The 24,174-nt window shown below is 69.6% G+C and carries 21 protein-coding genes; 12 read left to right on the top strand and 9 right to left on the bottom strand.

Features of this window, described 5'->3' with window-relative positions:
• Nucleotides 1–235 precede the first annotated feature (235 nt).
• Nucleotides 236–457, top strand: a complete 222-nt coding sequence (locus OG574_RS44345) for a hypothetical protein (protein WP_326777879.1) — start codon at nucleotides 236–238, stop codon at nucleotides 455–457.
• Between the two features lie 58 nt (nucleotides 458–515).
• On the opposite strand, the gene OG574_RS44340 is transcribed toward OG574_RS44345, so the two are convergent.
• Together OG574_RS44340 and OG574_RS44335 are read right to left on the bottom strand one after the other, a co-directional pair.
• A complete protein-coding gene (locus tag OG574_RS44340) occupies nucleotides 516–2,099 on the bottom strand; it encodes an alpha-amylase family glycosyl hydrolase (protein ID WP_326777878.1) in 1,584 nt (527 codons plus the stop codon).
• A complete protein-coding gene (locus tag OG574_RS44335; RefSeq protein WP_326777877.1) occupies nucleotides 2,096–2,950 on the bottom strand; it encodes an endonuclease/exonuclease/phosphatase family protein in 855 nt (284 codons plus the stop codon). Before OG574_RS44335 ends, OG574_RS44340 begins: the two co-directional genes overlap by 4 nt.
• A 108-nt stretch (nucleotides 2,951–3,058) precedes the next feature.
• Between OG574_RS44335 and OG574_RS44330 the strand changes: the two genes are divergently transcribed.
• Nucleotides 3,059–5,215: a glycoside hydrolase family 3 N-terminal domain-containing protein gene (locus OG574_RS44330; protein ID WP_326777876.1), complete on the top strand. Its 2,157-nt coding sequence runs from the start codon at nucleotides 3,059–3,061 to the stop codon at nucleotides 5,213–5,215.
• A gap of 86 nt (nucleotides 5,216–5,301) precedes the next feature.
• Here OG574_RS44330 and OG574_RS44325 read toward each other — a convergent pair whose 3' ends face one another.
• From OG574_RS44325 to vdcB, 4 genes are all read right to left on the bottom strand, one after another.
• A complete protein-coding gene (locus tag OG574_RS44325; protein ID WP_326777875.1) occupies nucleotides 5,302–6,531 on the bottom strand; it encodes a MalY/PatB family protein in 1,230 nt (409 codons plus the stop codon).
• A 285-nt stretch (nucleotides 6,532–6,816) separates the two neighbouring features.
• Nucleotides 6,817–7,056, bottom strand: a complete 240-nt coding sequence (locus OG574_RS44320) for a non-oxidative hydroxyarylic acid decarboxylases subunit D (protein WP_326777874.1) — start codon at nucleotides 7,054–7,056, stop codon at nucleotides 6,817–6,819.
• A 32-nt stretch (nucleotides 7,057–7,088) separates the two neighbouring features.
• Nucleotides 7,089–8,516, bottom strand: a complete 1,428-nt coding sequence (gene vdcC / locus OG574_RS44315) for a non-oxidative vanillic acid decarboxylases subunit C (protein WP_326777873.1) — start codon at nucleotides 8,514–8,516, stop codon at nucleotides 7,089–7,091.
• 28 nt (nucleotides 8,517–8,544) lie between these two features.
• Nucleotides 8,545–9,147 (bottom strand): non-oxidative vanillic acid decarboxylases subunit B, encoded by a 603-nt coding sequence (vdcB, locus tag OG574_RS44310; RefSeq protein WP_100596746.1) that lies wholly within the window; start codon nucleotides 9,145–9,147, stop codon nucleotides 8,545–8,547.
• Nucleotides 9,148–9,231: 84 nt separating this feature from the next.
• On the opposite strand from vdcB, the gene OG574_RS44305 reads away from it, so the two are divergent.
• From OG574_RS44305 to OG574_RS44260, 10 genes are all read left to right on the top strand, one after another.
• Nucleotides 9,232–10,116: a helix-turn-helix domain-containing protein gene (locus tag OG574_RS44305; protein ID WP_326777872.1), complete on the top strand. Its 885-nt coding sequence runs from the start codon at nucleotides 9,232–9,234 to the stop codon at nucleotides 10,114–10,116.
• Nucleotides 10,117–10,364: 248 nt separating this feature from the next.
• A complete protein-coding gene (locus OG574_RS44300; protein ID WP_326777871.1) occupies nucleotides 10,365–11,384 on the top strand; it encodes a LacI family DNA-binding transcriptional regulator in 1,020 nt (339 codons plus the stop codon).
• Between the two features lie 108 nt (nucleotides 11,385–11,492).
• Entirely contained in the window at nucleotides 11,493–12,785 is a 1,293-nt protein-coding gene (locus tag OG574_RS44295; RefSeq protein ID WP_326777870.1) for an ABC transporter substrate-binding protein, read from the top strand.
• The gene (locus OG574_RS44290; RefSeq protein WP_326777869.1) at nucleotides 12,782–13,726 is read left to right on the top strand and encodes a carbohydrate ABC transporter permease; all 945 of its coding nucleotides are present in this window, start codon (nucleotides 12,782–12,784) and stop codon (nucleotides 13,724–13,726) included. The genes OG574_RS44295 and OG574_RS44290 overlap by 4 nt, the downstream gene beginning before the upstream one ends.
• Nucleotide 13,727: 1 nt before the next feature.
• Nucleotides 13,728–14,576 (top strand): carbohydrate ABC transporter permease, encoded by an 849-nt coding sequence (locus OG574_RS44285; RefSeq protein WP_326777868.1) that lies wholly within the window; start codon nucleotides 13,728–13,730, stop codon nucleotides 14,574–14,576.
• A 5-nt stretch (nucleotides 14,577–14,581) separates the two neighbouring features.
• Nucleotides 14,582–15,661 carry a glycoside hydrolase family 130 protein gene (locus OG574_RS44280; protein ID WP_326777867.1) on the top strand — a complete coding sequence of 360 codons (1,080 nt, stop codon included), beginning with the start codon at nucleotides 14,582–14,584 and terminating at the stop codon, nucleotides 15,659–15,661.
• Complete coding sequence (locus tag OG574_RS44275) at nucleotides 15,658–16,887, top strand: Gfo/Idh/MocA family protein (RefSeq protein WP_326777866.1); 1,230 nt, start codon at nucleotides 15,658–15,660, stop codon at nucleotides 16,885–16,887. The genes OG574_RS44280 and OG574_RS44275 overlap by 4 nt, the downstream gene beginning before the upstream one ends.
• A complete protein-coding gene (locus OG574_RS44270; protein ID WP_326777865.1) occupies nucleotides 16,884–18,506 on the top strand; it encodes a glycoside hydrolase family 13 protein in 1,623 nt (540 codons plus the stop codon). The genes OG574_RS44275 and OG574_RS44270 overlap by 4 nt, the downstream gene beginning before the upstream one ends.
• Nucleotides 18,490–19,875 carry a phosphomannomutase/phosphoglucomutase gene (locus OG574_RS44265; RefSeq protein WP_326777864.1) on the top strand — a complete coding sequence of 462 codons (1,386 nt, stop codon included), beginning with the start codon at nucleotides 18,490–18,492 and terminating at the stop codon, nucleotides 19,873–19,875. Before OG574_RS44270 ends, OG574_RS44265 begins: the two co-directional genes overlap by 17 nt.
• 111 nt (nucleotides 19,876–19,986) lie before the next feature.
• Complete coding sequence (locus OG574_RS44260) at nucleotides 19,987–20,340, top strand: hypothetical protein (RefSeq protein WP_326777863.1); 354 nt, start codon at nucleotides 19,987–19,989, stop codon at nucleotides 20,338–20,340.
• Nucleotides 20,341–20,754: 414 nt separating this feature from the next.
• Here the strand turns inward: OG574_RS44260 and OG574_RS44255 are convergent, their stop codons facing one another.
• From OG574_RS44255 to OG574_RS44245, 3 genes are all read right to left on the bottom strand, one after another.
• Complete coding sequence (locus tag OG574_RS44255; protein WP_326777862.1) at nucleotides 20,755–21,108, bottom strand: VOC family protein; 354 nt, start codon at nucleotides 21,106–21,108, stop codon at nucleotides 20,755–20,757.
• A gap of 483 nt (nucleotides 21,109–21,591) precedes the next feature.
• Nucleotides 21,592–21,834 (bottom strand): DUF6510 family protein, encoded by a 243-nt coding sequence (locus OG574_RS44250; protein WP_326777861.1) that lies wholly within the window; start codon nucleotides 21,832–21,834, stop codon nucleotides 21,592–21,594.
• Between the two features lie 59 nt (nucleotides 21,835–21,893).
• On the bottom strand, nucleotides 21,894–24,137 hold the full coding sequence (locus OG574_RS44245) for a SpoIIE family protein phosphatase (RefSeq protein ID WP_326777860.1): 2,244 nt from the start codon (nucleotides 24,135–24,137) through the stop codon (nucleotides 21,894–21,896).
• Nucleotides 24,138–24,174: the final 37 nt, after the last annotated feature.

The raw sequence follows: 24,174 nt of genomic DNA, 5'->3' as shown, positions 1-24,174 counted from the left end.
GCGACCTCGACTTCTGGCTCAGCGCCTTCAAGGTTCTGGGCGCGGCACCCGCGATCACTCACAGCTCCACCGACGCGGGCGTGTTCATGCTCACCACGAAGGACGAGCACGGTTTCGGAGACGGTGCAGGACTGGGCGTAGCCGGAGGTGACGTTGAAGGCATGCAGCAGACGGCCGCAAGGGCAAGGCCCTGTTCGGTGGAGAGCGGCTGCACCTGGAGGGGGCGAGCGCGGCGATGCTGCCGCTGGGCCTTGTGGCGGGCGGGCTGCGCATCGCGTACGCGACCGCCGAGATCACCGGGATCGCGGACGGCGAGGTCACCTTCCGCGCACTGGGCGGCGAGGCAGCCGTGGCCGTCGACGGCCGGGCGCGGTGCGAGGGCGCCAAGTCCTCTTACGAGGGCGGGCGCACGATCCTGCGCGTACGCCGCGGGGAGTTCACGGTCCGCAAGGGCTGACGCCGGTAACAGGAGGGGCCGCACCGCCGGAAGGCGGTGTGGCCCCTCCTGTTGTGGGTTACAGCTCGAATACCCCGTAGCCGAAGCCCTCCGCGCTGATCCGGCCCCCGCTCACCGTGACGCCGGACGCCTCCACCGGGGTGGCGGTTTCCTTCGGCGCGGCTGCGTCCGCGTGCTCGCTGCGCGGGTTGACGACGACGAGGTAGCGGCCGCCGCGGATGTAGGCCAGCGGGTAGCCGTCGTGCAGGACTTCGGTGCTTCCGTCGGGGCCGAGTTCCGGGGTGGCGCGGCGCAGGGTGATGAGGCGTCGGACCAGGTTCAGAAGGGAGTCGGGTTCGGCCTGCTGGGCGGCGACCGTGGGCCGGTTCGCGTCGGGGTCGACGGGCAGGTAGAGGCGGTCGGCCGGGGCAGTGGAGAAGCCCGCGTTGGGAGTGTCGTCCCACTGCATGGGGGTGCGTGAGCCGGCCCGGTTGTAGCGGGGGCCGAGGCGGCTGCCCTCGTGGTCGGGCAGGCCGGGGACGTAGCGCATGCCGATCTCGTCGCCGTAGTAGATCGCGGGCAGCGTGGGCCAGGTGAGCTGGAACGCGAAGGCGGCGGGCAGCTGCTCGGCGGTGCGGGGCCCGCAGGTGAGGCGGGAGAAGTCGTGGTTGGCGGTGGGCAGGGCGATGAAGCCGGCGTCGCCGATGGCGTCGCGGGCTGCGCGCCAGCCGTCGAGGAAGGTACGCGGGGAGCCTTCGCCCGAGGCGTCGAAGTACGGGGCTTGCGGCGCCCAGGGCTCACTGACCGTGCCGGCGAAGTTGTTCCACAGGGAGCGCAGGTACAGGCCGTCGTTCTCGGAGCCGAACTGCAGGAAGAAGTCGGCGTGGAAGCCGGCCGGGACGGAGGTCGCCGGGTCGCCCCATTCGGACAGGAGTGCCGCGTGCGGGTGCCTGGTGTCGAGCCAGCCGCGCAGTTCCCGCCACAGCTTGGCGGTCTCGACGTGGCCGGGGTCGTCCTTGATCAGCGATGCGGCCATGTCTACGCGGAAGCCGGACAGGCCGAGGGAGAGCCAGTGGTCCATGATGTCGCGCAGGGCGCGGCGGTTGGCGCGGGGTCCTTCGGCGTCGACGGGCAGGCGCCAGGGCTCGTCAGCGTTCATGCGGGCGTGGCCGAAGTTGAGGGCGGGCTGCGACTCGAAGAAGTTGGGCTGGTAGAAGCCGGAACGGGTCCCGGGCGAGGCGACGAAGCCGGGCGGCGCCGTCTCGGTGTCGGCCCAGATGTAGCGCTGGTCGGCGGGGTCGTCGGCCGATGCCTTGAACCAGGCGTGTTCGTCGGAGGTGTGGCCGGCGACCAGGTCGAGCAGGACGCGGATGCCGCGGCGTCGGGCGGCGTCGACGAGGTTGACCAGGTCGTCGTTGGTGCCGTAGCGCGGGGCGACGGTGAGGTAGTCGCTGACGTCGTAGCCCGCGTCCCGGAACGGCGAGGCGAAGCACGGGTTGAACCAGACGGTGTTCACGCCGAGCCAGGCGAGGTGGTCCAGCTTGGCCTCGGCACCGGCGAAGTCGCCGATGCCGTCGCCGTCGGAGTCGGCGAAGGACTGCGGATAGATCTGGTAGAGGACGGCGTCGGCGAGCCACTCGGTGGCGGGGCGGCGAGAGGTCATGGGGTGGGGTCCTCCGAGGACGGTCGGGGTGGTGCGGTGTGCAGAACAGCCTCGATCGGCAGGTGGTCGCTGGGGAAGCGGCCGCTGGGCGCGAAGGTGTGGGCGTGTGCCGAGCGGACCCGGACGCCTCGCGAGACGAGAATCCAGTCGATGCGCTCGCCGTCAGGGACCGGGGGCAAGTAGTCGTGGAAGGTGCCCAGGTCCGGGCCGCGTTCCTCGGCCGCGTCCCAGGCGTCCACGAGTCCCGCGTCGGCGAGTAGGCGGACGTACGGCGAACTGTCCGGTCCCGCGGGGGTGTTGAAGTCGCCGGTGACGACGGTCGGGATGTCGGGTGCGAGCGCGCTCAGCCGCTCGGCGAGCAGGGCCGCGGAGCGGTCGCGGGCGTGGGCGCTCGCATGGTCGAAGTGGGTGTTGGCGGCGTGCAGCTCGCCGCCCGTGGCCAGGTCGCGGAAGTGGACCCAGGTGACCATGCGGGGGCAGCCGCCGCCCCAGGTGTTGGAGGCCGGGATGTCCGGTGTGCCGGAGAGCCAGAAGTGACCGTGTGTCAGGGGGGCCAGGCGCCGGCGGTCGTAGAAGATGGCCATGAACTCGCCGTCGTCACCGCCCTCCCGGCCCTCGCCGATCCAGCCGTAGTCGTCACCGTACTCGCCCAGGGCGGCCTCGACATCGTGCACTTGGTGCCGCAGGCCTTCCTGGGTGCCGATGAGGTGAGGACGTTGACGGCGCAGTAGCTCGGCGACCGTCTGTCTGCGCTCGGGCCAGGTGTGGGGCGGGTTGTCCCAGTGGACCTGCAGATTGAAACTCATGACGTGCAGTCCGTCCCCGGCCGTCGGAATCCCGAGGTCGGCCATCAGAAACCTCCACCCCCACTTGTATGCGCTTCCTGAATGCGCTTACATGACTGGCGCACACGTTAACTTCGCATGGGCGATGCGGCAATAGAGCGGTGAGGGGCTCGCATGCTTCGAGGATATGAGGACCAGGTCAAGGGGCTTCTCGACCAGATGACCACCGCGGAGAAACTGGGTCAGCTGCAACAGCTGACCTGGACCGGTGACACGGGTCCTGGCGGCGGCCAGACCGCGCACATCGAGGCGGCGGCGCGCGCCGGTCTGCTCGGCTCGGTGCTCAACATCCATGGTGCGGCGCACACCAACGCCCTGCAGCGGATGGCCGTCGAGGAGTCCCGGCTCGGCATCCCGCTCCTGTTCGGCCTCGACGTCATCCACGGCTTCTGGACCACGTTCCCGATCCCGCTGGCCCAGGCGGCCTCCTTCGACCCGGAGGTGGCCCGCCGCGACGCCGAGGTGTCGGCAGCGGAGACCCGCTCGAACGGTGTGCGCTGGACGTTCTCGCCGATGATGGACGTCACCCATGAGCCGCGCTGGGGCCGCATCGCGGAGGGCTGCGGCGAGGATCCGTACGTCAACGCCGCCTTCGCGGTGGCCAAGGTCCGCGGCTACCAAGGTTCCGACGGTGGCGGCGAGTTGGCGGACGGGGAGCGCATCGCGGCGTGCGCCAAGCACTTCGTCGCCTACGGCGGGGCGGAGGGCGGCCGCGACTACAACACGGTCGATGTCTCCGAGCAGCGGCTGCGCAACCACTATCTGCCGCCGTTCAAGGCCGCCGTGGACGCGGGCGTGGCCACGGTGATGGCCGCGTTCAACACGGTCGCGGGGGTACCGGCGCACGGCAATCCGCATACGATGAACGCGATCCTCAAGGAGGAGTGGGGCTTCGACGGCTTCGTCGTGAGCGACTACACGGGTGTCGAGGAACTCATCGCGCACGGCTTCGCCGAGGACGGTGCCGACGCGGCACGCCTCGCCTTCAACGCCGGGCTCGACATGGAGATGGTCTCCACCAACGTGACCGAGCACGGCGAGCAGCTCGTGGCCGACGGCCTGATCGGCGAGACCCGCCTCGACGACGCGGTCACGCGCATCCTGCGCCTCAAGTTCGCCCTCGGTTTGTTCGACCAGCCGTACACCGACGAGCCCGCCGAGATCACCGGTCCGACGCCGGCCGCACGGGAAGCGGCGCGAGCCGCCGGCGCCCGGTCGATGGTGCTGCTCAAGAACGACGGCGGTGTTCTCCCTCTGGAGCGCATCACACCCTCGATCGCGGTCGTCGGCCCGCTCGCGAACTCCACGGACCTGCACGGCACTTGGGCCGGTCCCGGCGGCTTCCACCTTCCGTCCGTGAGCATCGTGGACGCGGTGCGCACGGCGGCGCCCGGCGCCCGCATCATCCACTCCGATGGCGACATCACGGCCGCGGTCGCATCGGCGCAGGAGGCCGAGGTAACGGTCGTCGTGGTCGGCGAACCCCCCGCGCTCAGCGGCGAGGCGTCCGTGCGCAGCGACATCGGACTGCCCTCCGGGCAGGAGGAGCTGATCGCCGCCGTCGCCGCGACCGGCAAGCCGTACGCCGTGGTGCTCCTGAACGGCAGGCCCCTGACGATCGGCGGCTGGCTGGACACCGCGCCCGCGGTCCTTGAGGCCTGGCACCCGGGCATCGAGGCGGGGCACGCCGTGGCGGACGTGCTGTTCGGCACGGTCAACCCCGGCGGCAAGCTGCCCGTGTCCTTCCCGCGGGCGGTGGGCCAGATTCCGGTCTACTACAACCACGAGAACACCGGCCGCCCCGCCCATGCCCCCGGCGCCGACCCGAAGTTCGTCTCGAAGTACCTGGACCTGGACGAGACCCCGCAGCTCCCGTTCGGGCACGGCCTGAGCTACACGACGTTCACCACCGGCGCCCCGGAGCTGCCGCGCGCCGAGATCACCCGCGACGAGCTGGCGGCGGGCGAGACGCTCGAGGTCACGGTGACGGTCACCAACACCGGCGACTGCGTCGGCGACGAGGTGGTCCAGCTCTACATCCACGACGTCGCGGCGAGCATCGCACAGCCGGTGCGCCGGCTGCGCGGCTTCGAGCGGGTGACGCTGGAGCCGGGCGGGAGCACAACGGTCCGCTTCCGGCTCGGCGCCGATGACCTCGGCTTCTGGACGAACGACCCGGCAGGGACGTACGTCGTGGAGCGCGGCCGCGTCGACGTCTACGCGGGGACGAACTCAACGGCGGAGGCACGCGGCACGCTGCGCATTCTCTGACGGACAGTACGGTCTTCCGGCCGGCGCCGTGGCCGACTTCTCGTGGTTGGTCACGGACCTGGACATGTGGTGCTTTTCTCGGCTGGTCAGGGGGCTTCGAGGCCGGACACCGCGGCGGCCATGCGGTCCACCGCTTCGCGAAGGATCGCCGAAGAGGTGGCGTAGTTGATCCGTACGAACCCTGCGCCCCCGCTGCCGAACGCGTGCCCTGAGCTCAACGCGACCCGCGCCTGGTCGAGGAACAGCTGGGCGGGGCCGGCGATGTCACTGACCACCGGAGTGGCAGTGGTCGGCGACGTCGCATGGAGCCCGAGGGTGCGGCAGTCGAGCCAGGCGAGATAGGTGGCCTCCGGCCACATCAGGGTGAGCCCTGGAAGTCGCTCGGCGATGAGGTCGGCGAGTAGCGCCCGGTTGCTGTCGAGACCACGCAGCAATGCGTCCAGCCAGGGCCGTCCCTCCTCGAAAGCGGCGGTGTGGGCGAGGATGCCTACGTGGCTGGGTCCATGGCTTACCTCCTCCGGAAGCCGGTGCAGGTCGTCGACCGCGTTCGGTCCGGCTACCAGCAGTGCCGCCTTCAGACCGGCGAGATTCCAGGCCTTCGACGCGGAGTGCAGGGCGAACGCGTCCTCGGCTCCGGGGACGGTCAGGTAGGGGACGAACTCGGCACCAGGCAGGACCAAGGGTGCGTGAATCTCGTCCGAGACGACTCGCACTCCGAAGGACCTGGCCAGAGCAGCGACCGCGATGAGTTCGCTCCTGGTGTGCACGGTTCCGGTGGGGTTGTGGGGGTTGGCCAGCAGCAGCACGGTCCGTGCCGAGACGCGCTGGGCCGAGGCGAAGGCCACCCTGAGCGTCTCCATGTCGAGTCGGCCGTCGGGTCCGAGCGGCGCTTCGATCACTCTCCTGTCGGCGTGGGTGACGAAGGCGTAGAACGGCGGGTAGACGGGCGGGCACACCACCACGGCATCGCCCGAAGACGTGATCAGCCGCAGCGCCTCGACGATGCCCATCATCACGTCAGGGACGATGGCCGTCTGCTCGACCTCGAGGCCCCGCCAGTCCCAGCGGTCCGCGGCGAACGACCGGAGGGCACGGGCGTAGGCACGGCCGCTGGGATAGCCGGTGTCGCCGGCGGCGATGGCCTCGTGCAGCCTGGCCGCGACCGGCTCGGCGAGCGGCACGTCCATCTCGGCCACCCAGAGGGGCAGTACGTCGGCCGGAAAGGTGGTCCACTTCATGCTGGTCCGGGCCCGCAGCTGGTCGATCGTCAACTGTTCGAGCGGGTTCATGATCGACGGATCCGTGTCGGATGGCATGGTCGTGATGCTAGCCACGACCCGAGGTCGGGTCGATGACGGCGCGGTAGCCACGGATGGCCCCACCGGGCTACCCCATGGGCAGTGGTGCAGGAGCGGGAGGCCTTGTCAGCGCTACGTCGGATCGGAGCCGTCCGCCTTTACGACGCCTCCCGGTCGGCGTGCCGTCGGCCGGTCAGGTGCAGGTCAGTGTCCGTCCGGCGAGAGCCTCCGCGGCGGCCTGCCCGCAGACCCTGGCGGCTCCGTGTGTCGATGCGGACGGCTCCATCGGACGCGCCAGGAACGTCACTTGAGCAGTGGCGGCACCGCAGGCACCTCGATCGCGTTCTCGATGTCCGCCTCCGTCAGCTTGAAGGTGTCGGGGTAGGCGTCGCGCTGGGTGCGGCGGGCGGGTTCGATGGTGCGCCAGGTGTAGAGGCAGCGGCCGCACTGGACCACGTCCCACACGCCCGGGACGGGGGACGTGGCAAGCAGGGAGATCTCCGCAAAGGCGCAGCGAGGGCATTCAACAGGCAGGTGGTTCACGGGAGTTGTCCTTTCGGCGAGGATCAGTGGGGTCAGCCGCGGGCCGCGATGAGGCGCTGCAGGCGGGCGGCCCACTCGGCGGTCTCGGGCAGGTCCTTGGCCGGAGTGGAGAAGTTGCCGCGGATGTCCGGGGCGACCGGCGTCGTCGCATCGATGATCATCTTGCTGCTGATGCCGGCGGGCTGCGCGGCGGGCGCGAGTTCCAGGACCGACAGGTTGGGGATGACGACGACGTCGTCCTTCGGGTTGACCTTGGCGGACATGGCCCACATGACCTGCGGCAGGTTGAACGGGTCGACGTCCTCGTCGACGAGGATCACCTGGGCCACGTAGCCGAGCCCGTGCGGCGTCGTCATGGCGCGCATGCCGACGGCCTTGGCGAAGCCGCCGTACCGCTTGGCCGTGGAGATGATCACCATCAGGCCGTGTGTGTACATGGCGTTGACGGCCTGCACCTCGGGGAACTCGGCGCGCAGTTGCTTGAGCAGCGGCACGCACGTGTTGGGGCCGACGAGGTAGTCGCACTCCGTCCACGGCATGCCGAGGTAGAGCGACTCGAAAACCGGGTTCGTGCGGTACGAGACGCGGTCCACGCGGATGACGGGCATGCGGCGGCCCCCCGAGTAGTGACCGGTGAACTCGCCGAAGGGGCCCTCTATCTGGCGCTTGCGGGACTCGATGACGCCCTCGATGACGACCTCGCTCCCCCAGGGCACGTCGAAGCCGGTGAGCGGCGCGGTGGCGATCGGCGCGGGCGCGCCGCGCAGGGCGCCCGCCATCTCGTACTCGCTCTGGTCGTACGCCATCGGCATCCCGGCCACGATCGCCATCACGGGGTCGTTGCCGAGGGTGATGGCGATGGGCAGGTCCTCACCCTTCTCCTCGGCCTTGCGCAGGTGCTGGGCCACGTCGTGCATGGGCACGGGCTGGAAGGCGAGCCGGTTGGTGCCGATGACCTGGATGCGGTACGTACCGACGTTCTGCTTGCCGAAGTCGTCCGGGTCATCCGGGTCGCGGGAGACGACGGCGGCCTTGTCGAGATAGAAGCCGCCGTCTCCGTCGTTGAGGCGGAAGAGGGGAAGCACCGAGAACACGTCGACGTCCTCGCCCTCCTGGGTGTTCTCGCGCCAGGGGGCGTCCTCGCGGCGCTCGGGCGCGACGGGAAAGGCGTCCCAGCGCCGCGCGAACTCCTCCACCTGCTCCTTGACCGGCGTGTTCTTCGGCAACCCGAGCGCGAGCGCGTGGTTGGCCCAGGAGCCGTGCACGTTCATCGCGATCCGGGCGTCGGTGAAACCCTTGACGTTGTCGAAGTGGAGGGCGGGGGCGTTCTCTCCGATGCGGCCCGTCGCGTTGGCGGCGGCCGCGAGATCCGGCTCGGGCAGCACCTCGTCGGTGATGCGCAGCAGCTGCCCCTCCTTCTCCAAGGTGTCGAGGAAGCTGCGCAAGTCGTCGTAGGCCATGGTGAATTCCTTTACGGGGCAGGGGACTTCAGGCGGCGTCGCCGAAGGATCGGGAAGCGGCGCGGGCGGCGCGCATCCCGGCCCAGCGCCGGGCGGCCGGCGCGGGCAGGTCGAACTGGTCGAGGATGCGTGCCACCACGTGGTCGACGATGTCGTCGACGGTCTGCGGGTTGTTGTAGAAGGCGGGCATGGGCGGGACCAGTTGCACACCCATGCGGGCGAGTTCGAGCATGTTCTGGAGGTGGATCTCGTTCAGCGGTGTCTCGCGCGGGACGAGGACGAGCCTGCGTCGCTCCTTGAGAACCACGTCGGCGGCCCGGGCGACGAGCCCTTCGGCGTATCCGGTCCTGATGCCGGCGAGGGTCTTCATGGAGCACGGCACAATCACCATGCCGTCGGTGCGGAACGACCCGGAGGAGATGGTGGCGCCCTGGTCCTCGGGATGGTGCGTGACGTCCGCGAGGGCGGACACCTCGGCCACGGACAGGCCCGTCTCCAGCTCGATGGTGGTGCGCGCCCAGCGGGACAGCACGAGGTGCGTCTCCACGCCCGGCAGCTCGCGCAGATTCTCCAGCAGACGGACACCGAACGGGGCACCCGTCGCCCCGGTCATTCCCACGACCAATCGCATTGGACCACCTCAAAGACGTCGCTGACCTGTGCTTTCACGCTACGTAGCGATCTGGACGCGGCAGCGGTACCCTCGGGACCATCGATGGGGAAAAACGGACACCCTGCAGGGCGCCCCGACGTCAGGGACCTGGAGTACACCCCGGCCGTGGGCGCACCGGCCGGAGTCGAGGTGATGGAACTCGCCGACCTGCTCGAACGCTCGCGGCGCCACGGCAATGACCCGTACGCGCCCCTGCGCCCCGCCTTCCACCAGCTGATCGGCGCCCGTGAACGGCCGCTGCGCATGTGGGTCGACTTCGTCGAGCACGAGCTGAGGCCCGGGTCGTGGCTGTGGATCCGGCCGGGTCAGGTGCAGCGGTTCGGGCCCGACCTGGTGGCGGCGGACGGGGTGATCGTGCTGTTCCAGCCCGGCTTCCTGCCGCCGGCGACCGTTTCGGCGGCACACATGGATCCGCCGTACGAACAGCGCCCGTCGGTCCTCGAGGGCTCGGACGCGGAAGGCGTTCGCCGGGCGCTCGACCATCTCGTGTACGAGTACGGGGCGATGGCCTCGCTCCCTCTCCAGGCACACACCGAGGTGCTCCGCGCGCTGGTGTCCGTACTCGTGGTGCGGCTCGCGCAGGCGCGCGGCCCGGCGCCGCGGCCGACCACCGCGTCGGAGACGTTCCGTCGCTTTCACGCGGCCGTCGAGCGGGACCACGCGGTGACGCGGCGCGTCGAGGACTACGCGGCGGCGCTCGGCTACAGCACACGCACGCTGACCCGGGCCACGCTCGCCGCGACGGGACGTACGGCCAAGCAGTACGTCGACGACCGGGTCCTTCTGGAGGCCAAGCGCCTGTTGCAGCACAGCGGCCTGACAGCGAAGGAGGTCACCGTCCGGCTCGGGTTCACGGACGCGAGCGACTTCACGAAGTTCTTCCGACTGCGGACGGGCATGACGCCAGGAGCGTTCCGCGGAACGTAACCCGGCGGACGCGTACGCGAGGACACTCGCCGGGACGGCTCCCGCTCCAGAGGCAGCGCGCGAACCCGGAGAACGACACAGATCACATCCGCCGACCCCTTGACCCCCGACGTTCAAACCGGTTTAGTCGGCCTCGTTCAGCGACTCAAACCGGTTTAAGGACCGGTGGCGGACCATCGTCCCCGTGTCAGCTGGACGGTTCGTCGCGCTCCGGCTCGTCCAAGGCCGCACCCAGGGAGTCCAGCACCATGGCACGCAAGCCCACCATCGCGGATGTCGCACAGCGTGCGGGCGTCTCGCGCGCCACCGTCTCCTTCGCGCTCAACGACCGGCCCGGCATCGCGGGGGAAACCAAGGCCCGGGTTCTGGCGGCCGCCGCCGACCTCGGCTGGACGCCGAGCCGTCAGGCACGCGGCCTCTCCCTGGGCAAGGCCGGAGCCTTCGGTCTGGTTCTGGCCCGCGAGGCGGAGCAGATCGGGGCGGACCCGTTCTTCCCGGCGTTCATCGCCGGCGTCGAAGCCGTCATCGGGCAGCGCGGCGACGGGCTCATGGTGCACGTGACCACCCCCGAGCAGGAGCAGGGCGTGTACGAACGCCTTGCCGCACAGCGGCAGGTGGACGGTGTCCTCCTGACCGACCTGCGCCGCGACGACCCGCGCCCCCCGCTCATGCGCGAACTCGGTCTGCCCGCCGTCGTGGTGGGCCAGCCCGAGTGGGGCGGCGGCCTGACGGCGGTGAGCCTGGACGACGAACCCGCCTACGCCGACGCGATCCGCCGGCTCGCGGACCTGGGACACCGGCGCATCGCCCACGTCGAGGGCCCCCAGGAACTGCGGCACGCCCACCGGCGCCGGACGGCCTGGGAACAGACGCTGGGCACGCTCGGTCTGCCCGCAGGACCGGTGCTGCCCGGCGGGTTCAGCCCTGAGGGCGGCGCCCGGGCCACGCGGGAGCTGCTCACGCTCCCCGAGCCCCCGACCGCGATCGTCTACGGCAACGATCTTGCCGCGATGGCCGGGCTCTCGGTCGCCCAGGAGCTGGGCGTCCGCGTCCCCGATCAGCTGTCGGTGGTCGGCTACGACGACGCCCCCCTCACGCGATACAGCTACCCGCCGCTCGCCTCCGCCCGCGCGGACGCCCGCGGCTGGGGAGAGGCGGCGGCCCGCGCCCTGGACGCGGTGATCGCCCTCGGCACCGCGGCACACGTAGAGCTGCCGCCCGCCCAGTTCGTGCCCCGCGCGTCGATCGGGCCCGTGCCCCGCGAGTGACGCGGGGACCGCACTCCCGCACGCAGGGACCAAGCACCGGTCGCGCTGGCGCCGACCGGAAATTCCGCTCGGCGACGAGGCCGCGCGTGAACAGTTCGGAGATCAATCATGCTGAGGAGAACGGCGTACGCGCTGCTCGTGCTCGCACTCGCGGGCACGGCGACAGCCTGCGGCCGGTCGGCTCCGGATCCGGCCGCCGCCGCTGACGCGCGCGGTCCGATCACGGTCTGGCTTTCCAACAACGCGCAAGAGGTCCAGTGGGGCAAGGCCATGGTCGCCTCGTGGAACGAGCGCCATCCCGACCAGCACGTGACAGCGCAGCAGATCCCGGCCGGCAAGACGTCCGAGGAGGCCATCAGCGCTTCGATCATCGCGGGGACGACGGCCTGTCTCGCCTTCAACACCTCTCCCGCGGCGGTGCCGACGTTCCAGAAGCAGAACGGGCTCGTCTCCCTCAGTGACTTCCCGGACGGCGAGAAGTACATCACCGAGCGCGGTGGCTCCCTCACGGACCAGTACCGGTCGACGGACGGCAAGTTCTACCAGCTGCCCTGGAAGAGCAACCCCGTCATGATCCTCTACAACAAGAAGCTCTTCGCGAAAGCCGGTCTGGACCCGGAGCACCCGAAGCTCGCGACGTACAAGGAGTTCCTCGACACGTCGCGCAAGCTCGTGCACAGCGGCGCCGCGAAGGCGGCGATCTGGCCGTCTCCCAGCAGCGACTTCTTCCAGCCCTGGTACGACTTCTACCCGGCCTTCGCCGCGCAGAGCGGCGGCAAGCAGCTGATCGAGGACGGCAAGCCGCAGTTCGACTCGTCCGCGGGCCGCCAGGTCGCGGGGTTCTGGCGCAGGCTCTACGCCGAGAAGCTGGCGCCGCAGGAGGCCTACCCGGGCGATTCGCTCAACGACGGCAAGGCCGCGATGGCCACGGTCGGTCCCTGGGCTCTCGCCGCGTACAAGAACAGCGTGGACATCGGTGTCGCGCCGGTCCCGACCGCTGACGGCGGCTCGGACAAGCACTCGTTCAGCGACGAGAAGTCCGCGGCGATGTTCAGCTCCTGCAAGAACCGGGCCACGGCCTGGGACGTGCTCAAGTTCGCGAGCTCCGCCGGCCAGGACGGGAACTTCCTCGAGACGACCGGGCAGATGCCGATGCGCGAGCACCTGACCGAGAAGTACGCCGGCTACTTCGAGGCGCACCCGACATACAAGGCCTTCGCCGACCAGGCGGAGCGCGTCGTCGAGGTGCCCAACGTGCCGGGTTCCATCGACATCTGGCAGACCTTCCGCGACGAGTGGACGAAGTCGGTCGTCTTCGGCCGGGAGTCCACACCGGCGGGTCTGCGCAACGCCTCGTCCGAGATCACCGACCTGCTGAACGAGTACGGGGACCCGTCATGAGCGTGAATCTCCAGTCAGCGCCCGCCGCCGTCAGGGACAGCGCTCCCGCCCGGCGGGAGGGTCCGCGCAAGGCTCGTGGCCTGTCCCGTGTCGGCGCGCTGTTCGTGTCGCCGTACGTGCTGTTCCTCGTGGTGGTCTTCGCCGTTCCGCTGGTCTACACGGTGTGGATCTCCTTCCACCGCTTCTACTTCACGGCTCCGGGCACCGACGTCGACTCGCCATGGGTGGGCCTGTCGAACTACAAGGACGTCTTCACCGATCCCGTGGTCGGCCGGGCCTTCCTCAACATCGTGATCTTCCTGGTCATCAACGTGCCGCTCACCGTGGGCGTCTCACTGGTCCTGGCCACGGCACTGAACGCGAAGATACGGGGCCGCGCGTTCTTCCGCGCCGCGTTCTACCTCCCGTATGTGACCGCGAGCGTCGCGCTGGTCGCTGTGTGGCAGTTCCTGTTCGGCTCGGACGGGTTCGTCAACCACCTGCTCGGCTCGCACGCTCCCGACCCGTCGTGGCTGGTGAACTCGCATCTCGCGATGCCGATGATCGCCGTCTTCGTGACCTGGAAGCAGCTCGGCTTCTTCGTGATGCTGTACCTGGCTTCGCTGCAGAACGTCGGCAAGGAGCTGTACGAGGCGTCCGCCATGGACGGCGCGGGCCGCGTGCGGCAGTTCTTCTCGGTGACCGTGCCCGGTGTGCGCCCGGCGACGACGCTCGTCGTGATCTACGCGATCATCACCGGCGCCAACCTGTTCAGCGAGCCGTATCTGCTGACCGGGGGAGGCGGTCCCGACCACGCCTCCACCTCGCCGGTGCTGCTGATGTACCAGAAGGGCATCGAGCAGGGGCACCCCGACTTCGCGGCCGCGCTCGGCGTCGTCCTCGTCGCGTTCGTCATGGTCGTCTCGCTCGCCGCCCGCAAGCTCACCGAGAGGGGCAACTGACATGAGTGACACCCTGGAGACCCGCCACCGCGGCGGGAGCGCGGTCCGCTACATCCTGCTGTCGCTCGGTGCGGTCGCCTTCCTGTTCCCCTTCTACTACATGGTCGTCGGCTCGCTGCGCGGGACGACGGTCGGTGATCTGTCCGCCGCGGTCCCGGCCGGGCTGACCGGTGCCAACTACACGGCCGTCAACGGCGCGATCTCGCTGGGCCGTTCCCTGCTCAACTCGGGGATCATGACCATCGGTGTCCTGGTCTGCACGCTCGTCTTCGGCGTACTCGCCGGATACGCGCTCGCCCAGCTGCGCTTCCGCGGCAAGGGCGCCGTCTTCGCCGCACTGCTCCTCGTACAGATGATCCCGTTCCAGCTGCTCACACTGCCGCTGTACCTGCTCGTCGTCCGCGACTACGGGCTCGGCGACAACTACCTCGGCATGATCCTTCCGTTCGCGATCAACTCGACGGCGGTGTTCCTCTTCCGCCAGTTCTTCTCCCAGCTGCCGCAGTCCCTCTTCGAGGCGGCGCGGATCGACGGGGCGAGCGAGCTGCGGATCCTGTGGCAGATCGCGCTGCCGATGGCACGTCCGGCGGTGCTGACCGCGCTGCTGCTGACGTTCATCGGGCCGTGGAACGAGTTCCTGTGGCCGTTCCTGGTCACCAAGAACGCCGACATGCAGCCGCTGGCCGTCTCGCTGGCCAGCTTCCTCTCCAACCTCCAGGGCACGGTCGCCAACCCGGCCGGTGCCCTGCTGGCCGGCGCATGTGTGCTGGCCGTCCCCGCGGTGGCCCTGTTCCTCCTGTTCCAGCGCCACTTCACCTCTACCGACATCGACTCCGGAGTAAAGGGCTAATCGCCATGAGCAACACCACCGTCGCCACCGACATCCCCTACCGCATGGTGCGCAAGGGCGTGGTCATGTCCCCCCTGGCCGGTGAGGCGAACGAGGTCGAGGGCGTCCTGAACCCCGCCTCCGGCCGCACCCCGGACGGCACGCTGCACCTGCTGCCGCGCCTGGTCGCCGAGGGCAATGTCTCCCGCGTCGGCCTCGCCGAGGTCACCTTCGACGAGACGGGCGTGCCCAGCGCCGTCGAGCGCCGCGGCGTCGTCCTCTCCCCCGACGAGGGCTGGGAGCGCGGCAAGAACAACGCCGGCGTCGAGGACCCCCGCATCACCTGGGTCCCCTCGCTCGGCAAGCACGTCATGAGTTACGTCGCCTACGGCCCGCTCGGCCCGAAGCCGGCGCTCGCCGTCTCCGAGAACCTCACCGACTGGACCCGACTCGGGCCGGTCCAGTTCCAGTACCAGGCAGACCTGGACACCGACCTCAACCTCTTCCCGAACAAGGACGTCGTTCACTTCCCCGAGCCCGTCCCGGGCCCGGACGGCGAGATGGCGTACGCCATGCTGCACCGTCCGATGTGGGACCTGGGCTGGTTCCGTCCGGGCGAGGGCGTGCACCTGCCCGCCGGTGTCACCGACGAGCGTCCCGGCATCTGGATCTCGTACGTGCCGGTCGCCGAGGTCGAGGCCGACATCCGCGCCCTGACCCGCCCGCGTGACCACCGTCTGCTGGCCCTGTCCGAGTTCCCGTGGGAGTCGCTGAAGATCGGCGGCGGCCCGGCCCCCATCCGCGTGCCCGAGGGCTGGCTGCTCATCCACCACGGTGTCTCCGGATCGATCGAGGACCCGTGGGCGCAGAACCAGAAGGTGTCGTACGCCGCCGGCGCGATGATCCTCGACCCGGCCGACCCGTCGAAGGTGCTCGCACGCTCCGACGAGCCGCTCATGGCCCCGGAGACCGAGGAGGAGATCTCGGGCACGGTCCCGAACGTCGTCTTCCCGACGGCCGTCGAAGAGATCGACGGCCGGCTCTACGTCTTCTACGGCATGGCCGACGCGCACATCGGAGTCGCCCTCCTGGAGCGCACGGCATGACCGGCGGCGCCCTCGCACCTCTCGGAGTCGGCCTGGTCGGCTGCGGCGGGTTCGCCGAGTTCGTCCTGGACGCCGTCGCGGACCTGCCCGGCCTGCACCTCGCGGCCGTCGCCGACCCCTCGCGCGAACGCGCCGAGCGGCTCGGCACGCGGCACGGCGTCCCGGCGCTCGCTTCCCTCGACGAGCTCCTCGAACGGGACGACGTGGCGGCCGTGCTGATCGCCACGCCGCCAGCCACCCATGCCGCGATGGCCATCACCGCGCTGCGTGCGGGGCGCCATGTCTTCTGCGAGAAGCCTCTCGCCACCACGACCGAGGACGCCTCGGCGGTCGCCCACGAGGCGCGGCTCGCCGGGCGCGTCCTGGTCGTGGACCACGTGCTGCGCTACAACCCGCTGCTGCGGGCCGTGCGACACCTGACAGAGCGGGGGCTGCTCGCGCCCCCGCGCCGGTTCCTGTTCGAGAACGACGCCTCCGACGAGGACCTGGGCCCCGACCACTGGTTCTGGGACCCGGCACACAGCGGCGGCATCTTCGTCGAGCACGGCGTCCACTTCTTCGACGCCGCCCGCGCACTCCTGGGCTCGGACCCGGTCAGCGTGCGGGCGACCGCCGTGGCCCGGCCCGGAGGCCCGGTCGACATGGTGAGCGCCGACGTCGTCCACCCCGGCGGCGTCCTCGCCTCCCACCTGCACTCCTTCACGCACGCCCACCGTGCCGAGCGTCAACTCATGCGTCTGGACCACGGGTTCGCCGAGACGCGGATCAACGGCTGGATCCCCGTGCGGGCCGAGATATCGGCGTGGACCGACGAGGCGGGTGCCCGCCGCTGGGAGCAACTACCTGACGAGCTGGGCGAGTTGGTGTCCGTCGACGGCTTCCGGCCGCACGGCGAGGAGCGGATCACCGTCCGCGTCGAGCGTGACGCCGGCTCCGCCGCCCCGGCCCGAGGGCGCGGCGAACAGCGCACGGTCCCGCACCACGTCACCGCCGTCCTCGACCTGGGCGGCGAGGCACGCAAGCCGTACGTGTACGCGCAGAGCGTGCGTGCCGCGATGGCCGATCTGGTCCGGGCCTTCCGTGAGGACACGCCGCCGGTCGCGGACGCCGTCAGCGGATTCGCCGCGGTCGCCGTCGCCGAGGCGGCCACCCTGGCCGCCTCCACCGGTACCGAACAGCCTGTCCCCTCCCCCGACCTGGCCGTCTCCGAGGGAGCCTCCGCATGAGCTGGTGGCAGGACATGGTCTGCTACGAGGTCTACCCGCGCGCCTTCGCCGACTCGGACGGCGACGGGATCGGTGACCTGCCGGGCCTGACAGAACGCCTTGAGCACATCAAGGATCTGGGCGCGGACGCCGTGTGGTGCACCCCGTTCTACCCGTCGCCGCTGGCCGACGGCGGCTACGACATCGCGGATTACACCGGCGTGGCATCGGACCTGGGAACGGACGACGACGCCGCCCAACTGATTTTCCGTGCACATGAGTTGGGCCTCAAATTCATCATCGACCTGGTGCCGAACCACACCTCCGACCAGCACCCCTGGTTCCAGGAGGCTCTGGCCGCGGGGCCCGGTTCGACGGAGCGGGAGATGTACCTGTTCCGACCCGGCCGGGGCGCGGACGGCGAACTGCCGCCCAACGACTGGCAGTCGGCGTTCGGCGGCCCCGCCTGGACCCGGGTCGCGGACGGCGAGTGGTACTGCCACCTCCACGCCGCCGAGCAGCCCGACCTCAACTGGCGCAACCCCAAGGTGCAGAGCGCCTTCACCGAGGTACTGCGGCACTGGCTCGACCGCGGCGTGGACGGCTTCCGCGTGGACGTCGCCCACGCCCTGTTCAAGGCGGAAGGGCTGCCCGACGCGGGCCCCGGCCAGCACACCGACCCGCTGCGCAACCACCTGATGCCGTACTACGACCAGGAGGAGCTGCACCCGCTCTACCGCGAATGGCGGGCCCTGCTGGACACCCATCCCGCCCCCGCCGGCGCGGTGGCACCCCAGGACCGGGTGATGGTCGCCGAGTCCGCCGTCTTCGAACCGGCCCGCCTCAGCCGCTACATCCGGCCCGACGAGATGCACCAGGCCTTCAACTTCGCCTTCCTGGAGGCGCCTTGGGAGGCAGCGGAGCTGCGCCGGGTCGTCGACGGCTCGTTCGCCGTGCCGGGCAGCGCGGTCACCTGGCTGCTCTCCAGCCACGACGCGGTCCGCCCGGTCACCCGGTACGGCTCCCTGGCGCGCGCCCGTGCGGCCGCGCTGCTGATGCTGGCCCTGCCCGGCTCCGCGTACCTCTTTCAGGGCGAGGAGCTGGGACTGCCGCAGGCCGACGTGCCCATCGACCGCATCCTCGACCCGCTGTGGGAACGCTCGGGTCGCACGGAGCGCGGCCGTGACGGCGCGCGTGTGCCGCTGCCATGGGCGGGTGGGCACGCACCGTACGGATTCAGCACCGTGGCGCCCGACCGCACCTGGCTGCCTCAGCCGGACGACTGGTCGGGCCTGACTGTCGCCGCGCAGCAGCGGGACCCCGACTCAACGCTCGCCCTGTACCGGGCGGCACTGCGGATCCGCCGCACCCATCCGGCACCGGACCCGACGGCCCCGCCGACCTGGCTGTCCGCACCCGACGCCCCGTACCTCGCCTTCCGCCGCGGCGCGCTGGTCTGCCTCGTCAACCTGGGCGCCGAGCCCCTGCGCCTCTCCTCACTTGGTCTGCCCGGCCGGGCGACGCTCGGCAGCGGACCGCTCGACGGCGACACGTTGCCGGCCGACACCGCGCTGTGGCTTCTCGATCCGACCGCCCCCGCCCAACTCGCCGAAAGCGACACCGATGACACGCGCGACTGACGCGACGCACCGCACCGACCTGTCAGGACTCGTCAAGGCGTACGACGTGCGAGGCGTGGTCCCCGACCAGTGGGGCGAGGCGACGGCCGAGCTCTTCGGCGCCGCGTTCGTCCAGGTCACCGGCGCGGACGCGATCGTGACGGGCCATGACATGCGTCCCTCGTCCCCCGGCCTGGCCCGCGCCTTCGCCCGCGGCGCGACCGCCCAGGGCGCCGACGTCACCGAGATCGGCCTCTGCTCGACGGACCAGCTGTACTACGCGTCCGGCTCTCTCGGCCTCCCCGGCGCGATGTTCACGGCCTCGCACAACCCGGCCCAGTACAACGGCATCAAGCTGTGCCGCGCCGGCGCCGAACCGGTCGGCCAGGACACGGGCCTCGCCGAGATCCGCACCTTGGTCGAAGAGTGGACGGACAACGGCGCCCCGGCGACGGCCAACCGGACGGGCGCCGTCACCACCAGGGACACGCTCGCCGACTACGCGACGTACCTGCGCTCTCTCGTGGACCTGTCGGCGATCCGCCCGCTCAAGGTCGTGGTCGACGCCGGCAACGGCATGGGCGGGCACACCGTGCCGACGGTCCTCGCCGGTCTGCCGCTGGACATCGTCCCGATGTACTTCGAGCTGGACGGTACGTTCCCCAACCACGAGGCCAATCCGCTGGACCCCGCCAACATCGTCGACCTGCAGGCACGCGTGCGCGCCGAGGGCGCCGACATCGGTATCGCCTTCGACGGCGACGCGGACCGCTGCTTCGTCGTCGACGAGAACGGCGACCCGGTCTCACCCTCCGCTGTCACCGCGCTGGTCGCCTCGCGGGAACTGGCGCGGCACCCCGGGGCCACCGTCATCCACAACCTCATCACCTCCCGCACGGTGCCGGAGGCGATCCGCGAGGCGGGCGGCACACCGGTCCGCACCCGCGTCGGCCACTCCTTCATCAAGCGGGAAATGGCCCGCGCGGGCGCCGTCTTCGGCGGCGAGCACTCCGCCCACTACTACTTCCGCGACTTCTGGAACGCCGACACCGGCATGCTCGCGGCCCTCCACGTCCTCGCCGCCCTGGGCACGCAGAGCACCCCGCTGTCCGACCTGACCAGCAGCTTCGAGCGCTACGCCGCCTCTGGTGAGATCAACTCCGCCATTGGCGACCCGAGCGCGCGGACCGCGGCGGTGCGCGCGGCATGGAGCACCCACCCGGACGTGACGCTCGACGACCTCGACGGCCTGACCGTCAGCGGAACCGACTGGTGGTTCAACGTCCGCCCCTCGAACACGGAGCCGCTGCTGCGACTCAACGTCGAAGCCCCGACCGAGTCGGCGATGCGCGCCCTGCGAGACGAGGTACTGGCGACGATCCGCGCCTGAGCGCGCGAAGTCATGGCGAAACCTCATCGGTATCGCGGAACCGCCGGCCGCCCCTGGTCAGGAAGCGGCAACTGCGGCAACGGCCGGAACCGTGCGGTCATAATCTCGTTCGTGGACGAGGTCATCGAGGTTCTGAGGCGGGAGTTCGAGGCGGAGGAAGGAAGCTTCCTGCTGCGGTTGCGTGGGGATCTGGAGTGGGATCGGACTGCCTTCAGCCGTCTCGAGCGGGCGATGCGGACCGCCTGCGAGCGCTCCCAGGGCAGCGAGAAGCTCGATCGATGGCTGGCCGAAGGGTTCTATGAGATCGCGACGTGGGTACCGGTCTGGACCTCACATCCGAACTTTCCCAGACCGACCCCCGCGGCCTACTACGAAGCCTGCATTGAACGAATCAGCGATCTGGCCGGATGGTTCTTCCGGGGTTGGCACAACTACGCCGAGGGATACCAGTGGTCCGACGTGTGAGGGCCTACAGGTTCTCCCCCAGTCGGCCTCTCGATCAGGATGGCACCTCGTGATCAGAGCCTCGTTCAGAAGACTGGCGGTTCGTCAGGCAACGGTCAGACCCGCGTTGCCGCGGACCTTCCGGCCGCGCAGGTCAGCGATGACCTCAGCAGTGCGGCCCCAGTCGCCCACGGTGCCGACCTCGGGGTGGAGCCGGCCGGCGGCGACCAGGCGGACCAGGGCGGCCGGGTCTGGGCTCCACCGAGGCGCCCAACTCGGCGGCGCCGAGCCGCAACAGCGTGGCTCCGCGTTCCGCGGTGGCGCTGACCGCCGTCACCTCGGCACCGGTGGACGCCGCCGGCCCGGTCACGTAGTGCCCCACCACGCCCCCGGCGGCCGTGAGAACATTCCGTCACCGCCCGCGTGACGACGTGGTCAGGCGGGCTGCCACAGCTCGACCCGATTGCCCTCAGGATCGGTGACCCAGCCGAATCGACCGACACCCTCCATGTCCTGCGTTTCCTCGGCCACGTCCGCGCCCTTGGCGCGCAACTGCGCGAGCATCGCGTCCAGGTCGCGGACCCGGAAGTTGAGCATGGTCTGCTGGGCGCGGGACCCGAAGTAGTCGGTCTCGGACTCGAACGTCGCGAACACTGTCTGCCCGGCTCCCTGACGCCACAGGCCGTGCTCATCGGCGTCCAGGCCCAGGCAGTCGCGATACCACGCGCTCAGGGCCGCCGGGTCGTCGGCCCGCATGAAATACCCACCGATACCAAGCACACGTTCCATGCCGCACATCTTGCCAGGACATGGGACTTACCTCTGGTTCCCAGGGCCTCTACTTGGCGTTGTGTGCGACCTGCGCCCACTCGTCGGCGGACTCTGGGGTGGCCTATCGTCCTGGCAGGCCACTCGTACGGCGGTGCCGTCATCAGCTCAGTTGCCGCAGGCAACCGACGTGAAGTCCCTGGTGTCGACATCGGCGAGAGCGGAGTGTCCCTGTCCGCCTGCTTCCCCAGCGCCCTCGCCACGGCTACTGGCGAAGTGCGCTGCCAGACCGGCACTACGAGCGGGACGGACCTGTACCGCAGGCTTGACAAGGTGCACCCCGTGTTCGCCGCCTGCCTGCCGGAAAGCCAGGCGAACGTCCTGGGGGTCACTCAACGGCCGGCCGCCACGACCGCTTTCTTTGCCACAACGCAATCAGATACGTCTGGACATCGGAGCAGCGGCGCACGCCGACCAGCGCCGGCACAACTGTTCCCGGAGCCGTCAGCGTGGCGAGTCGAAGCGGAACGCCGCCTGTAGGATGCCGAGTTGCAGCCAAACGTGTTCAGGCTGACGCACGAGCCGCAGGGCGATGGCACCGCATCCGGGGCAGCGACCGGTCAGTGCGGGTTCTGCTCCGTGGATGTGCAGCTCCGCCATCGGTGCGACCAGCCGGTATTGGGAGCAGCGGCGCCAAGTCGAGGCCGAGGCCCCCAGCGAAGGCAACCCGAGATGAGCCAACTGCACGTCCCCCGATAAATCGCCGACACGAAGGGCTTTACCCGTTCGCAGGAAGCGCTCGCACTCTACGTGCCTTTGTCAAGCGATTCTTCAACCCAGATGATTTTCCCGTTCGACCTGTAGCGGGTTCCCCAGCGCTGGGCAAGAGAGGCGACGATCAACAGGCCGCGCCCGTCCTCATCTTGGGCCCGGGCATGACGCAAATGCGGCGATGTTGCGGCTTCATCGGAGACCTCGACCGTCAACGTGCGGTCGCGTATGAGGCGCACAGTAGGAATACCGCTGGTATGCCTGATCACGTTGGTCACTAGTTCGCTGACGACCAACTCCGTGGTGAAGGCGAGCGAGTCCAGGCCCCAGTCCCTGAGTTGGCGACTGGTCCGTCGCCTGCACGCAGAGACCGCACTGGAATCCCGACTTACTGTCCAGGTAGCAATACAGCTGTCGGGAAGGCGATGCGTCTGCGCGACGAGGATGGCGGTGCCGTCATCGGCACGTTGGCCCATCAGGCGCTCGACGATGCTGTCGCAGGTGGCTTTCGGGCCGTCATCAGTGTGGGCGACAGCCTGCCGTAGCTCGGTAATACGTTCTTCTGAGCGGGGCCCCGGGCCCAGCAGCGAGGGGGAGTAAAACGTCAGCGTGCTCTGCGGTGCGATGTGTTGGCGGTGTGACTCGTAACTTGCCCCCTGCCCCAGGGGCGGGCCGACCGGCAGGTCCACTTCAGTGACGCTGCCGGCCGGGGAGGTCAGCAAAGGCGGCGGCCACCCGGCGGCGGCGATGGCGAGTTCGCCGGTCACGGAATCGTAGATGGCGTACTGGCATCGCAGGGAGCCCGAGAGTGCCTGGGGGCCGGCAGGGTCGGGGAGGATGTAGCGGGCAGCGTCGTCGAGATGCACCAGCAGTTCATCTGGAGGGAGATCAAGGGCAGCAAGCGTGCCCACAGCGGTGCGGAAGCGGCCCATGGTGGCGGATTCATTCAGGCCTTGCCGGGAAACCTGCCCGATAACGAGCCCGACCCGCGCCCCAGAGAGCTCGATGACGTCGAACCAAACGGTCTGCCGGGCCCCAGGCGTGTAGAAGTGCGCCGTATTCACCGCGGAAAGATCGGGGAAGGACCGCGGCAGCAGACTGCGCTGCAGCGTGACAGCGGTGTTGCGCTCCCTCGTGTAGCAGCGCGCGTTCTCCAGGTGGGCCGACGCTTTCGCGCTCAGCTGTTTCGCCAACGCCACATCGGATGTATCGAAAGCAACGGAATTCTGTCGCCCACGGTAGAAACTGACCAGCCCCAACACACGCCCGTGGAAGGACAAGGGAACAATGATCATCGAATGGATGCCGGCATCCCGCAGTGCGCCCGCACGAGCGGCATCGTGCATCAACCAGTCCGACATTGAGGTTTTCGGGTCCAGTAGCCGCGGCGTAAGGTCTGTCAGCACCTGCATGTACGGGCTGGGAGAGACGAATTGACTCGTCTCTCCCACCGGGTAAAGGGCGTGCGTGTCGCCTGTTGATTCGAAAGCGGCTCGCCGTAGTGGTACGTCGGTGGATAGTGGCGGCGCGGGTGCCTCGTCTCCTTGCAGGACCGCATCGACGAGGTCCACCGAAGTGGCGTCAGCGAAATCGTGAGTCGCGACCGAAGCCAAGTCACGAGACGTGCGCATGGCGTCGAGCGTCGTTCCGATCTCCGTTTCAGCCCGAGCGAGCAGATGTACCGCGGACTGAGCGCGTTCCTGGCCCGTGACGTCGTGGATCACGGCGCCGACACCGATGGTCCGCAGCTCCTCTTGCAGCTTGAACGCGGTGACAGAGAAGATCTGCTGGCCTCCGCGCCCGTCGTGGCCATGGACAGTCTCGTGAACTGCCGGTTCGCTGCCGCTCAGGACCCGCCCAAGAAGGTGTGTGAGGGGTAGACGCGAGCCGAGGTCTGCAACCGGGTGTGCCAGAACGCGGTCGGCCGGGAGGCCGCGCATAGCGAGGGCGGAAGAGTTGCTTCGCAAGACGTGCAAATTGGTGTCATAGGCCTCGAGGCCTGCCGCAGACTGCTCGAACGCTGCGGTTTCGAAGACGGCTTCGACCCCCGATATGGGGCTTCCGCAGACAGCGTCTCGAATGGAAATGACGGTATTTGAGCCCTCCCGCTCAGCGTGGAGCTGCAATGCCACTGGGTTGCCCACGTGGGATTCGCCGAACTGATCGAGGAGACGACCAAGAAGCAGCCCCACAGGCTGGCCGACTATCTCGCGGGCCGAGGCAGGTGAGATGTGGTCTGATTCATGGTGCCAGCCGACGACTATTCCGTTCTCGTCCACGGTGAATGAACTGTCGTGAGCCACGCTAGTGTCTTGA

Source organism: Streptomyces sp. NBC_01445 (assembly GCF_035918235.1).
Taxonomy (GTDB): domain Bacteria; phylum Actinomycetota; class Actinomycetes; order Streptomycetales; family Streptomycetaceae; genus Streptomyces.
This window is presented reverse-complemented; position numbering and strand designations above follow the sequence as displayed.